The sequence below is a fragment of the Olleya aquimaris genome (assembly GCF_003259525.1).
GTDB lineage: Bacteria > Bacteroidota > Bacteroidia > Flavobacteriales > Flavobacteriaceae > Olleya > Olleya aquimaris.
In genome coordinates, this window is record NZ_QLLO01000008.1 from 5,001 (window position 1) to 18,987 (window position 13,987).

At 31.8% G+C, this 13,987-nt stretch carries 13 protein-coding genes and 1 rRNA gene (1 of these 14 running past the window's edge); 4 read left to right on the forward strand and 10 right to left on the reverse strand.

Annotated elements, in window-relative coordinates; all coding sequences use genetic code 11:
• Positions 1-48 (reverse strand): 16S ribosomal RNA (locus LY08_RS10845); it reaches 1,472 nt to the left of the window's first position.
• A gap of 691 nt (positions 49-739) precedes the next feature.
• Here LY08_RS10845 and thrS point away from each other — a divergent pair.
• The 4 genes from thrS to rplT all read left to right on the forward strand — a co-directional run bounded on the left by thrS (position 740) and on the right by rplT (position 3,962).
• Positions 740-2,674: a threonine--tRNA ligase gene (gene thrS, locus LY08_RS10850; protein WP_111660469.1), complete on the forward strand. Its 1,935-nt coding sequence runs from the start codon at positions 740-742 to the stop codon at positions 2,672-2,674.
• 70 nt (positions 2,675-2,744) lie between these two features.
• Entirely contained in the window at positions 2,745-3,254 is a 510-nt protein-coding gene (gene infC / locus LY08_RS10855) for a translation initiation factor IF-3 (protein ID WP_262510028.1), read from the forward strand.
• A 65-nt stretch (positions 3,255-3,319) separates the two neighbouring features.
• On the forward strand, positions 3,320-3,517 hold the full coding sequence (rpmI, locus tag LY08_RS10860; protein WP_072350841.1) for a 50S ribosomal protein L35: 198 nt from the start codon (positions 3,320-3,322) through the stop codon (positions 3,515-3,517).
• 100 nt (positions 3,518-3,617) lie between these two features.
• On the forward strand, positions 3,618-3,962 hold the full coding sequence (rplT, locus tag LY08_RS10865) for a 50S ribosomal protein L20 (protein WP_111660471.1): 345 nt from the start codon (positions 3,618-3,620) through the stop codon (positions 3,960-3,962).
• Positions 3,963-4,038: 76 nt separating this feature from the next.
• Here the strand turns inward: rplT and LY08_RS10870 are convergent, their stop codons facing one another.
• From LY08_RS10870 to tgt, 9 genes are all read right to left on the reverse strand, one after another.
• Positions 4,039-5,037 (reverse strand): adenylate/guanylate cyclase domain-containing protein, encoded by a 999-nt coding sequence (locus tag LY08_RS10870; protein ID WP_245907583.1) that lies wholly within the window; start codon positions 5,035-5,037, stop codon positions 4,039-4,041.
• A gap of 91 nt (positions 5,038-5,128) precedes the next feature.
• Positions 5,129-5,398: an EF-hand domain-containing protein gene (locus LY08_RS10875; RefSeq protein WP_111660473.1), complete on the reverse strand. Its 270-nt coding sequence runs from the start codon at positions 5,396-5,398 to the stop codon at positions 5,129-5,131.
• Positions 5,399-5,588: 190 nt separating this feature from the next.
• Positions 5,589-6,773 (reverse strand): asparagine synthetase B, encoded by a 1,185-nt coding sequence (locus LY08_RS10880; RefSeq protein ID WP_111660474.1) that lies wholly within the window; start codon positions 6,771-6,773, stop codon positions 5,589-5,591.
• A gap of 144 nt (positions 6,774-6,917) precedes the next feature.
• On the reverse strand, positions 6,918-7,952 hold the full coding sequence (locus LY08_RS10885) for an AI-2E family transporter (RefSeq protein WP_111660475.1): 1,035 nt from the start codon (positions 7,950-7,952) through the stop codon (positions 6,918-6,920).
• Positions 7,953-7,973: 21 nt separating this feature from the next.
• On the reverse strand, positions 7,974-9,509 hold the full coding sequence (gene dnaB, locus LY08_RS10890; RefSeq protein WP_111660476.1) for a replicative DNA helicase: 1,536 nt from the start codon (positions 9,507-9,509) through the stop codon (positions 7,974-7,976).
• Between the two features lie 255 nt (positions 9,510-9,764).
• Positions 9,765-10,718 (reverse strand): acetyl-CoA carboxylase carboxyltransferase subunit alpha, encoded by a 954-nt coding sequence (locus LY08_RS10895; protein ID WP_111660477.1) that lies wholly within the window; start codon positions 10,716-10,718, stop codon positions 9,765-9,767.
• Between the two features lie 118 nt (positions 10,719-10,836).
• Positions 10,837-11,736, reverse strand: a complete 900-nt coding sequence (locus tag LY08_RS10900; RefSeq protein WP_111660478.1) for a DMT family transporter — start codon at positions 11,734-11,736, stop codon at positions 10,837-10,839.
• Entirely contained in the window at positions 11,723-12,796 is a 1,074-nt protein-coding gene (locus LY08_RS10905) for an LptF/LptG family permease (RefSeq protein WP_111660479.1), read from the reverse strand. Before LY08_RS10905 ends, LY08_RS10900 begins: the two co-directional genes overlap by 14 nt.
• On the reverse strand, positions 12,797-13,927 hold the full coding sequence (gene tgt, locus LY08_RS10910) for a tRNA guanosine(34) transglycosylase Tgt (RefSeq protein WP_111660480.1): 1,131 nt from the start codon (positions 13,925-13,927) through the stop codon (positions 12,797-12,799). It lies immediately after the preceding gene.
• Positions 13,928-13,987: the final 60 nt, after the last annotated feature.

A 13,987-nucleotide genomic window follows, 5' to 3' on the forward strand; every position in this document is an offset into this window, starting at 1 on the left:
AGCCTGCCGCTAGCGTTCATCCTGAGCCAGGATCAAACTCTTCATCGTTAATTTTTTAGTCTTTCGACTGTATCTTAACAATTAAAATGTCTAGTACTCAAAATGGTTTATTCTCTTGTTTGAAATTAATCGTTTCCAATTAGTTTCTTACGCTGTCAATTCAATATGTTTATGAACTTTTTTTTCGTTTTCTTAAGTCGTTTATCTCTTAAGCGGGTGCAAATATAATTTGCTTTTTTTTATCTCACAACTCTTTTTGAAAAAAATATTTATTTTTTTATTTCTGAGCTATATAATATAATTTCCCTGAACGTTTTTTCCTATACTCGATAACTTCTGTTACGTCGTTTTCGGGGTGCAAATATAAAACCCTTTTTTAATCCCACAACCCTTTTTTGAATCTTTTTTTACTTTATTTTTTAATCACGCTTTAATATCATTATTTTCAATAGCTTACAGCTTATATTTTTTTTTGCTTGTTACCTTAATAAGTCTTTTGACTAATCATTAAATAGTACTATTAACTTTGTTACACTAAACTTCCTTTGGGCTTTAACCGCGTTAGGGATTGCAATGACATCCTTTTTTTTGATGACATATATGGCAAAAAAAAGATATAATGGAAAGCCCGACCCTTTTTTGGGGAACGCTATTGTTATAAAATTTTACATTATTACTTACAGAGTTGTATTGCTTGTCAAGTATTATACTATTATATTTGTGCCTTAATTTGATTTTAATGATAAAAATTACTTTACCAGATGGTAGTGTAAAATCTTTTGAAAAGGGTTGTACACCTATTGATGTTGCAAAAAGTATTAGTGAAGGTTTGGCTAGAAATGTAATTTCGGCTAGTTTTAACGGAGATACTGTTGAATCTACTACTAGTTTAAATACTGACGGTTCTCTAGTTCTATATACATGGAATGATGACGAGGGTAAAAAAGCGTTTTGGCATAGTTCTGCTCACGTTTTAGCTCAAGCCTTAGAGGAGTTATATCCTGGTTGTAAATTAACTATTGGTCCTGCAATTGATAATGGATTTTATTATGATGTTGATTTTGGTGAACACTCTATAAGCGATAAAGATTTTAAGTCTATTGAGAATAAAATGTTAGAGATTGCTCGTGGAAAACATGAGTTTTCTATGCGATCTGTTTCTAAAGCAGATGCATTATCATTATATAAGGACAATATATATAAGACTGAGTTAATAGAAAATCTTGAAGATGGCACAATTACTTTTTGTGATCATTCAACATTTACAGACTTATGTCGTGGTGGACATATACCAAACACTGGTATTATTAAAGCTGTAAAAGTGTTATCTGTTGCAGGTGCCTATTGGAGAGGAGATGAGAATAAACCACAATTGACACGTGTTTATGGGATTTCTTTTCCGAAACAAAAAGAGTTAACTGCTTATTTAGAACTTTTAGAAGAGGCAAAAAAACGAGACCACAGAAAATTAGGTAAAGAATTAGAACTTTTTACATTTTCTCAAAAAGTTGGTCAAGGACTACCTTTATGGCTACCTAAAGGTGCAGCTTTACGAGAGCGACTAGAAAACTTTTTAAAAGAAGCACAGAAAAAAGCAGGATATGAAATGGTTGTTACACCACATATAGGTCAAAAAGAATTATATGTAACTTCTGGACATTATGCTAAGTATGGAGAAGATAGTTTTCAACCCATATCTACTCCTAAAGAAGGTGAAGAGTTTTTACTTAAACCAATGAATTGTCCTCATCATTGTGAAATATATAATAGTACACAATGGTCTTATAAAGATTTACCTAAACGATTTGCTGAGTTTGGCACAGTATATAGATATGAGCAAAGTGGTGAATTACATGGTTTAACCAGAGTACGTGGATTTACTCAAGATGATGCCCATATATTTTGTACTCCAGACCAGTTAGATAAGGAATTTAAAGATGTTATAGATTTAGTGTTATATGTATTTGGATCTTTAGGCTTTGAAAATTTTACTGCTCAAGTCTCGTTACGTGATCCAGAAAAACCAGAAAAATACATAGGTAGTCTTGAGAATTGGGAAAAAGCAGAACAAGCAATTATTAACGCCGCAAAAGACAAAGGATTAAACTATGTGGTAGAGACTGGTGAGGCTGCTTTTTATGGTCCTAAGTTAGATTTTATGGTAAAGGACGCATTAGGTAGACAGTGGCAATTAGGAACTATACAAGTAGATTACAACTTACCAGAGCGTTTTGAGTTGACCTATAAAGGAAGTGATAATGAAACCCACAGACCTGTAATGATTCATCGTGCACCTTTTGGAAGTATGGAGCGTTTTATTGCAATTTTATTAGAACATACTGGAGGAAATTTCCCACTTTGGTTAATGCCAACTCAAGTTTCTGTATTAACTCTTAGTGAGAAATATGAAAAATACGGTCAAAAAGTTTTAACTTTGCTAGAAAATCACGAAATTCGCGCACTTGTAGATAACCGAAGCGAGACTATTGGTAAAAAAATTAGAGAGGCTGAAATGAATAAAACGCCTTATATGATTATCATTGGGGAGCAAGAAGAGAGTGAAGGTATGATTTCTGTAAGACAACACGGTGGAGAAGATTTAGGCACGATTAGTGTAGATGAGTTTGCAGAAGTTGTTAAAACAGAAATAAATAAAACAAAAAAACAATTTTAAAATTAAGTTTAACTAAAATATATAAGTCATAGCAATACGTAGAAAAAGATCAAGAGGTCCGGCAAGAATCATAAAGGAAGATCAGCACAACATTAACGGAAAAATTAGAGCAGAAAAAGTGCGTCTAGTTGGAGACAATGTTGAAGTAGGAATTTATACCACTAAAGAAGCTCGAGCAATAGCTGAAGAGCAAGAATTAGATTTGGTTGAAATTTCGCCAAAAGCAGATCCACCAGTATGTAAAATAATGGATTACAAGAAGTTTCTTTATGAACAGAAGAAACGGGAAAAAGCATTAAAATCTAAGGCTACAAAAGTTGTTATCAAAGAAATTAGATTTGGTCCTCAAACAGATGACCATGATTACGAATTTAAAAAGAAACACGCCGAGAAATTCTTGAAAGAAGGAGCTAAATTAAAAGCTTTTGTATTCTTTAAAGGACGATCTATTGTGTTTAAAGAGCAAGGACAAATTTTGTTATTACGTTTAGCTCAAGATTTGGAAGAGTTTGGAAAAGTAGAACAAATGCCAAGACTTGAAGGAAAACGTATGACTATGTTTATAGCTCCAAAAAAATAGATAGAACTGAAATAATTTCAGTAGTAAAAACATTATAAGCGAAATAATTAAAACTAGGAAACAAAATGCCTAAAATGAAAACAAAATCTAGTGCTAAAAAGCGTTTTAAGCTTACTGGTACTGGTAAAATTAAAAGAAAGCACGCGTTTAAAAGTCACATCTTAACAAAGAAGTCTAAAAAACGTAAATTAGCTTTAACTCATGACGGTTTGGTACACAAAGCGGATGAGAACAATGTTAAAGTGATGTTACGTTTAAAGTAACATTGTTTTAACCGGTTAAAATTATTTATAAACCCTGGAGTTAGGCTCAAAATAAAGTGTTAATTAATTAACCGCCTACTACAAAAAAACAATTAAAATTATGCCTAGATCAGTAAATTCTGTAGCTAAAAGAGCCAGAAGAAAAAAGGTGCTTAAACAAGCAAAAGGTTACTTTGGACGTCGTAAAAACGTTTGGACAGTAGCAAAAAATGCGGTTGACAAAGCTATGCAGTATGCATACAGAGACCGTAGAAACAAAAAGAGAACGTTTCGTGCATTATGGATAACGCGTATTAACGCAGGAGCTAGATTACACGGAATGTCTTATTCACAATTTATGGGAAAAGTAAAAGCTAATAATATCGAGTTAAACCGTAAGGTTTTAGCTGATTTAGCGATGAACCACCCAGAAGCTTTTGAAGCTATTGTGAACAAAGTAAAATAAGGGGCATTTTGCCAATTGTCTAACAATACTTCGCTTATAATATTTAAAATCCGATTCTTAATTGAATCGGATTTTTTTATTCTTTATTAATTGAAAATAGCCTGACTTCTTCTTCTTTTCCTTTTAATGGAATATTACCTATAGAGCGTATCTTAAACTTTTGAAGATTTAATTTATCTAATAACTCTTCTGAAATTAAAAGTGATTCGTTATACTTATTACATTCTCCTTGTATCCTAGCAGATGTATTTATAACATCACCATGAAACGCTATTTCTTTTTTAAGAGTACCCACTTCTGTAACAATTAGCTTCCCACCATGCAAACCTGCTTTAAACTTAGGTTGCAAACCAAAATGCTTTAGATAGGCTTTCTGTTTTTTTAATAGTCTATCTTGAAATTTAAAAAACAATTCTACACAGTTATTATTTTTAATTCCTTTTTTAAAGGTCCAGCTTATGACAGCTTCATCACCAACATATTGATATATTTCTGCACTATAATTTGTAATAACTCGGTTTAAATCGTAAAAACATTCTTGAATCAGTTCGCTATATTTATAGTGTCCTAACTGTTCTGCTATTGTAGTAGATCCTTTTAAGTCTAAAAACATAAATATACGCTCTTCTTCACGTGGTTTTTTATACTTACCAATTAACTGGTTAAACAAAACGCCTTTCCCAAATTTTTCTTTAGCAATTTTTAAAAATGAAAATATTAAAGAGCAAACAATAAAATAGCCTACAACTAACCAAAATACTTTGTTTTCTTTCCACCAACCTTGCTCGTTTGGTAAGTTTCTGTCTATTTGCTGTTCTATTAACCCAACTATATAATTGGTAGATAAAATTAGCATGAGTAGATAAATCAAAGACTTTTCCAGTAATACTAATCCTGTAGCTAGCTTATTTAGTTGAAATTTTTCAAAGATAAATTCGACAATTGCATATACAAACCCAACTAGTATTCCAGCAAAAACTCCAAATTCTAACCATTGTAATATTGGTACTACTGCACTTTCTGACGTCTCAAAAGCTTCACCACCTTCTGCTCCTACTTGATAGTAGCGTATCATGATAAACAAACAAAATGCTAGAGACCAAAAAATGATAGTCGCAAATAGTAACCTTAAAAATTGAAATAGTGTGTTTTTCAAATGGTGTTTTTTATGATGAAATCTCGTCTATTGCTGCTTTAAATTCTGACCAACTAATTAATTGATCTCCATCTTTATCGTATCCTTCAATAAGTTTTGAAGTTACAATACCGCGAATAAATCCGCTAATTTCTGCTTTTTGAAGTAGGTTTTTAATTTCTGATTTTGATAACTTTTTATCTCCATTTTCATCAAAAAAGTCGAACGCGTTTTTTGGCGAATCAAAATGATTGGTGATTAGTATTTCTATTTTTTTTAGGATATCATCTTTTGTTGACATTGTAGTAAAGATTGAAGTATTAATAAGCTATTTATTAGGTCTAGTAGATTGTGGTACTGCGTTAAGGATTATTCATTTTTTTATAATATTATTATAGTATTCATGATTACTTCGTAGTTGAGCAATTGTTGGAGCACATTTTTGATTGCGACTTGCGAAAGCCTGACCCTTGTGGTAACGCCAAAAAAAATTAAGTTTTCTGCTTTTTCTTTTTTGCTGCAGGGAACAATACATTGTTTAAAATTAATCGGTAACCAGGTGATGTTGGGTGTAATTCCAACTCGGTTTTTGGGTCGCCAACTTTATGTGTATAATCTTCTGGGTCGTGTCCACCATAAAAAGTAAAAAAGCCTTTTCCTTTAATACCATGTATGTATTTGGCTTCTCCATTGGTCTTGTTTTCACCCATAACTAGCACATTAGATTTGATTTCATCTCTGGTAAAAGAAGTAGTTTGACCCATAAACCCCTTTACCAATGCTGTATGATTCTGGCATAACATAGTTGGAATGGGATCCCATTTAGCAGAAAAATCCATTAGGGAAAAATAGTCTGTTTCTTTTGGAATCATTCGTTTTGTGGTCATATCAATACTTGAAAACTCATAAACCATTGGGCTGCGCACTAGTGTAAAATCTTTAAAAGCAAAAGTTTTAGAATAGTCAATTTTAGATTGGTAGTTACCATCGCTTGCGTCACCATCAAACATAGGCTCGCAGATATCTACATGCACTGCAGACAATGCAATATCAAAACTATCTGTAGCGCTACACATGGCAAACATAAATCCGCCACCTACGACGTAATCTCTAATTTTTAGTGCAACATCGCGTTTGGCTTCGGACACTTTAGCGTATCCTAATTTTGTAGCTAATGCTTCAGCATCTTTTTTTTCTTGAATGTACCAAGCAGCTTGACGGTAACGTGCGTAAAATTTTCCGTATTGTCCAGTAAAATCTTCGTGATGTAGGTGTAACCAATCGTATAATAGTAATTCGTCTTTTAAGACTTCTTCATCGTAAACGGTTTCATAAGGGATTTCTGCGTAGCTTAAAACCATTGTTACTGCATCATCCCAAGGTAATTTTCCTTTTGGTGTGTAGACTGCAATTTTAGGTGCTTTTTCAAGTACAACAGCTTCCATATTTTTACTAGGACTGCTAATTTCTTCTAAAATTTGCTCTGTTTTAGCATCAGATAATACTTCAAAACTTACACCTCTTATTTGACATTCTCTTTGTATCTCTTCGCTATCTGGTAATAAAAACGAACCGCCTCTGTAATTAAGAAGCCATTTAACTTTTACATCTTTCTCTAAGGTCCAATAAGTAATTCCGTAGGCTTTTAAATGATTTTTTTGCGTGTCAGCATCCATCGGAATTAGGATGTAAGACGCAAATATTTGATTAACAAATAGAAACAGGATTAAAAATGCTGCTAATTTTTTCATTTAAAATAAGTGATTTATAACTTGAAAGATAGTTAAAAAAGCAACTTTTTAAAACGAATTAGCAATAAATTAACTTGAAGAACCGGAGAGTAGGTCTGATATAATCTTTGTTCTAGGAAACTGCTCGAAAATAATTTTAAGAAATACTGTAATAGGGATTGCCATTATCAGTCCAGGAATACCCCAAATAAATCCCCAAAACATTAGCATAACTAAAACAGCGATAACATTTATGGAAAAAGATTTACCCATAAATATTGGCTCTAAAATACTACCATACAAGACTTGTGTACCTGCAATGGATATAACAAAAAACAATAGTTTACTAGAGGTTTCAAGCTCTACAAATGCAAAAATGGATAGTAAAATTACGGTTATAAATGATCCAACCATCTGAACAAAGTTGATTAAAAACGCAAATAATCCCCAGAAAATAGGGAAACTAACATCAAAGAAATAACAAGCCAACCCGGTAAACACTCCAGTTAAAAAGCTAACTAAAAACTTAACTTTTATAAATTTTATTAAGTCCTTTTCAATTTTCATAAAGGTTTTAATAGAAGTGTGTTTTTTCTTTAAAATAGTTCTATTAATAAGTTTTTCTACATTAATAGACTCTGCTAACCAAAGCACAACAAAAAAGGTTGTCATTAACAAAGCGGTCAAAAATTTACTAATAAAACTAAGTGTTGGAGACAAGTTATCAAGTAAAGCCTCTTTATTTACTAAACGTGTTAAAGATCTGCTACCTTCTACTTTTTCTACTCCAAAAAAAGCTTCAATATTATCTACTAAAGCGTTTATTTTATCTTCAGCTTTATGAAAAAACTGAGAATCTGATGCTAAAATTTCTCTACTAGACAATTTTACTAACTCCACTCCTATTTTTATACCTATAGCAATCACTAACAAAACAATAATTACGCTAACCATTTTTGGGAAATTACGTTTAAGTAAAAAACGCATTAAAGGTAAAAACAGTAATGCTATAAACATTGAAAACACTAAGGGTACAAATATAAAGGACAGTACTTTTAGCAAGTAAAATATTATTGGTATTACAATGACTAAAAGTAAATAGTTAGTGGTTTTTATTTTGTCCATTAAGTAGTCGGTTAAAATTTATTAAAAAGGTACATCATTATCATCCTGCTCTGGTGCGCCAAAAGCATCATTAGCAGTTGGGAAATTGTCCGGAGCAAATGTATTATCGTTAGCAGCAGCATTCATTTTACTATGAAACTCTTGACCAAACGGTGTATCAAAGTCGTCTAGATTATCAAATTTACCTAAGTGTCCAATAAACTTTAACCTAATATTATCTAAACCTCCATTACGATGTTTTGCTACAATAAACTCTCCTTGACCTTCTGTTGGCGAGCGTTCTTCATCATCCCACTCGTCTATTTTATAATATTCTGGTCTATAAATAAAGCTTACAATATCTGCATCTTGCTCAATTGCTCCAGATTCACGTAAATCTGAAAGTAATGGACGTTTACTACCACCACGAGTTTCTACAGCACGTGACAGCTGTGATAATGCTATAACAGGTACACTTAACTCTTTAGCTAATGCTTTTAGGTTTCTAGAAATAGTAGAGATTTCCTGCTCACGATTACCACCAGAACCTGAAGCTGTCATTAGTTGTAAGTAATCAATCATAATCATTTTTATACCATGTTGCGAAGCCAAACGACGTGCTTTTGCACGTAAGTCAAAAATTGAAAGTGAAGGTGTATCGTCAATAAACAAAGGTGCTTTTTCTAAATCTTTAACTTTAGTATTTAGCTGTTCCCATTCGTGTTTTTCAAGTTTTCCAGTTCTTAATTTTTCTGAAGACAATCCAGTTTCACTAGAAATTAAACGAGTAATTAATTGTACTGAAGCCATCTCTAAAGAGAAAAATGCAACAGGAATATTTGAGTTAACTGCTACATTACGAGCCATAGTTAAGGTAAAAGCTGTTTTACCCATACCAGGACGTGCTGCAATAATAATTAAATCACTTTCTTGCCATCCAGAAGTTAACTTATCTAGTTTATCAAAACCTGAAGGAATTCCGCTCATTCCTTCTTTTTTCGAAATTTCTTCAATTTTCTTTTTGGCTTGTATTACTAAATCTTGAGCAGTTTCACTTGACTTTTTAATGTTACCTTGGGTAACTTCATATAATTTAGATTCTGCTTTATCTAATAAATCAAATACATCTTGGGTTTCGTCATAAGAATCTTCAATAATTTCTGAAGAAATTTTTATTAAGCTACGTTGAATGTATTTTTGTAAAATAATACGTGCATGAAACTCGATATGCGCAGAAGATGATACTTTTTGCGTTAAAGAAATCAGGTAAAAATCTCCACCAGCTAAATCTAATTTTGAATTTTTCTTTAATTGCGTAGAAACTGTTAATAAGTCAATAGGTTGACTCTCTTGAAACAGCATGAATATAGCTTCAAATATATGCTGATGCGCTTCCTTGTAAAATGCTTCAGGACTTAAAATATCAATTACTTCATCAACCCCTTTTTTGTCAATCATCATGGCACCAAGCACAACTTCCTCCAAATCTAAAGCTTGAGGTGGAATCTTACCTTTTTCAAGGCTAATAATGGTGCTCTTATCAACTTGATACCCTTTTATCTGATTAGGTTGCTTCATTTTACGGATATAATTTTAAGTAAAAACGTGATGGTTTTTGTGGTTAATTATTGATTAAAACTAGTTATAAATTTGACTAATTCAAGATTTAGCGAATGTAAATAAATAGTTAAGAAATATTCAATTACAAAGTTACTCAATCTTAACAGGTAGTCAACAATTATAGTGTTAATAACTTCAAATTTTTGTTAACAAGCATAAAAAAAATCTGAAGCAGAAACTTCAGATTTTGTTAGCAAATGGTTTTTATAAGGTTTACCCTTTAAAAACTCCCATTTCTGAATATTTTTCGATGCGATTATTTACTAATTCTTTTGGTGATAAGTTTTTAAACTCGTCAAACGCTTTGACAATTGCATCAGATACTGTTTTAAAAGTTGTTTCTCTATCAGTATGAGCGCCACCAAGTGGTTCTTTAATGATATCATCAACAATTTTCATTTTTTTCATGTCTTTTGCTGTCAATTTTAATGCTTCTGCAGCTTGCTCTTTATACTCCCAACTTCTCCATAAAATAGACGAACAAGATTCTGGTGATATTACAGAGTACCACGTGTTTTCTAGCATCATGATTTTATCTCCAACACCAATACCTAATGCACCACCAGAAGCACCTTCACCAATAACTATGGTTATAATTGGTACTTTTAAGCGTGTCATTTCTAAAATATTTCTTGCAATTGCTTCCCCTTGACCACGCTCTTCAGCTTCTAAACCAGGGTATGCACCAGGAGTATCTAATAAGGTTACAACAGGAATTCCGAATTTTTCAGCAGACTTCATTAAACGTAAAGCTTTACGGTACCCTTCTGGATTAGCCATACCAAAATTGCGGTATTGTCTTGTTTTTGTATTGTAACCTTTTTGTTGACCAATAAACATAAAGCTTTGGTCACCAATTTTTCCTAAACCACCAATCATTGCTTTGTCATCCTTAAAACTTCTGTCTCCATGAAGCTCTAAAAACGATTCACCACAAATGGCTTTTATATAATCTAATGTATATGGTCTATCTGGATGGCGCGACAATTGTACACGTTGCCAAGCGGTAAGATTTTTATAAATTTCTTTTTTAGTTGCAACAAGCTTTTTTTCAATTTGCTTGCAAGTTTGTGTCACATCAACATCACTTTCTTCTCCAATAACTTGACACTTTTCTAGTTGTTCTTCTAGTTCTTTTATAGGTAATTCAAATTCTAAATATTCCATAGGGAATGATAGTTTTGTTTATTTGTTAGATTGCAAAATTACATTTTTTTTGGTTCATTTTTTATGAATACAATCAAAATGAGCATATTTATACGTTAAAAATTGATAGTCAGTTAGTTTACTTTTGTTTTTTTGTCATTAATTGTTTCCAATTTTTTAAAATTCCATTTAGTAAAACAACTCCTAATATGATAAATGCACCAATATAGAATGATGCAGACATGGTTTCTGTTTCTGGAAATAAAATTAATGCCAATATGATACCATATATTGGTTCTAAATTATAGGTTAACACTACTGTATATGGGCTTATAAATCGCATGACATAAACCGATGCAATAAAAGCATAGGCTGTACACACTGAAGCTAAAATTACTAACCATAACCAATCTGATGCAGAAACATTAAAGTGGTTAGCATTAAAGCCTTCTCCAAAGATTAATATATATATTGAAATGAAAAAAACACCACTTATAAACTCATAAAACGAGATTTTAGTAGCAGAATGTTGTTCTAAAAACTTACCGTTAAGCACTGCAAATAATGATGATAGAAACGCTGAAACAACACCTAACACCATTCCATAAATATATTTTAATTCGCTTTGAACAATTAAATAAATACCAATTATTACTATTAGCCCAAAGACTATCTCATAGGTAATTATTTTACGTTTGTAAATTATGGGCTCTATAAAAGAGGCAAAAAAAGCACCAGTAGAAAACATCGCTAATGCTATAGATGCATTAGAAACTTGAATGGATCCAAAAAAAGTAATCCAATGTAATGCTATAATAATACCTGCTATAGCTAATTTAAAAAATGCTTTTGTAGAAATTGAAATATTAACTTTTGCTATTTTAATGTATAAAAACATTAAAACTGTAGCAATTAACATTCTGTACCAAACTAAACTAACTGCATTTATAGTGATAAGTTTTCCTAGAATAGCAGTAAAACCAGCTATAAAAACCAGGAGATGAAGGTGAAGATAATTTTTAAGTTTATCGTTTTGCATTGCGCAGTAAGATAATAGCTAATATTCCAAAAATAATATTGGGAAACCATACTGCTAATAATGGCGAAAAGTCTGATTGTGCTGCTAGCGTTCCAAATATTTTATCAAAAAACACAAATATCATGGCTATACATATACCAAAAGCCAAGTTAACACCCATACCTCCACGACGTTTTCTTGACGAGACAGCTACAGCAATTATGGTTAAGATAAATACAGAAACTGGTAAACTCCATTTTTGATATTTAGCCAATTTATATCGACCAATAAATTTAGAGCCTCTTTTTTCTTCTCTATCTATAAATTTAACCAATTCATTATATCGTAAAGTTTCGGCTATATAATCTTCTGGAGTTAAATCTTCTAAATCAAAACTAAAAATGGTGTCTTTTTTTCTTTGTACATCAAGTATATCGTTGTTTTCTCCAATAGTCCTTTTAATATAATTTCTTAAAACAAAAGCAGAATCTTCTTCATAATACCTGATATTTGAAGCACTTATCTTATAACTCATTTTACCTTCTTCAAAATGCTCTAAAGTAAAATTGATTCCCGTTTTATTTTTAGTATCAAAACTGGTTACGTAAATGATTTCATTATCATTAATTTGCTTTAATACATTGGTATTATTGAGTGCTTTTTTACCAGAGAGGTATTTATATTTAAAATTATTAAAGCCTTTACTGGCATTAGGTGCTAAATACAAACCTAAGACAATAGATATAATAGCTACAATTACTCCACCAATTAAATAGGGTCTTAAAAAACGTGTAAATGACACACCAGAACTTAAAAACGCAACAACCTCTGTATTATTGGCTAATTTTGAGGTAAACCAGATAACAGATAAAAATAAAAATAAAGGAAACAGTAGATGTGCAAAATAAATGGTGAAGTCTAACAAGTACTGCATGACTTCGCCGAAAGGCGCATTATTTTCAAGAATTTTACCAATTTTTTCAGCTAAATGGACGGTTATACCAATAGGTATAAATAACAAAAGCATGACTGCAAATGTCATTAAATAACGTTTAAGTATGTACCAATCTAATATTTTCACTTATAAGCGTTTATCCATTTGCTTTACCATTTGGTCTTTCCAAGTTCTAAAATCTCCTGCTAAAATATGTTTTCTTGCTTCTCTAGTCAACCATAAATAAAATCCTAAATTATGTATGGTTGCAATTTGCTTACCTAACAACTCATTAACAGTAAACAAATGTCTTAAATAAGCTTTACTGTATTCTGTGTCTACAAAGGTAATTCCCATCTCATCAATAGGCGAAAAATCGTCACGCCATTTTAAATTTTTGATATTAATGGTACCATGAGCAGTAAATAACATACCGTTTCTGGCATTACGAGTAGGCATTACACAATCAAACATATCAACACCAAGTGCAATATTTTCTAGAATATTAATTGGTGTACCCACTCCCATTAAATAACGTGGTTTATCTTCTGGTAATATATCTGTAACTACTTCTGTCATAGCATACATTTCTTCTGCTGGCTCACCAACTGACAAGCCACCTATTGCATTACCAACTGCACCTGCATTTGCTATATATTCGGCAGATTGTTTACGTAAATCTTTATAGGTACTACCTTGAACTATTGGAAAAAATGCTTGAGAGTAGTCATATTTAAAAGGTACTTTTTCTAAATGATTGATACATCTATCTAACCAACGATGTGTCATATGCATAGATCGTCTTGCATAATTATAATCGCAAGGGTAAGGTGTGCATTCATCAAAAGCCATGATAATATCTGCACCAATACTACGTTGGATTTCCATGACATTTTCTGGTGTAAATGTATGGTAACTTCCATCTATATGAGATTTAAATTTAACACCTTCTTCTTTAATTTTTCTATTTGCAGATAACGAGTATACTTGATAACCACCAGAATCTGTTAAGATATTTCTATCCCAATTCATAAATTTGTGCAAACCACCAGCTTTTTCAAGTATTTCGGTTTGTGGCTTTAAGTATAAGTGGTAAGTGTTACCTAAAATAATATCTGGATTAATATCTTCTTTTAATTCTCTTTGGTGCACACCTTTAACAGATGCTACAGTACCAACAGGCATAAAAATAGGAGTTTCAATAACTCCATGATCTGTTGTTATTACTCCTGCTCTTGCGTTACTTTGTGTGTCTTTTGCTTTTAAATCGAAAGTCATTGTGTGTCTTAAATCTTCAGCTAGCAAATATAATTAAGAAATACACAAAGGGTCTTAAAT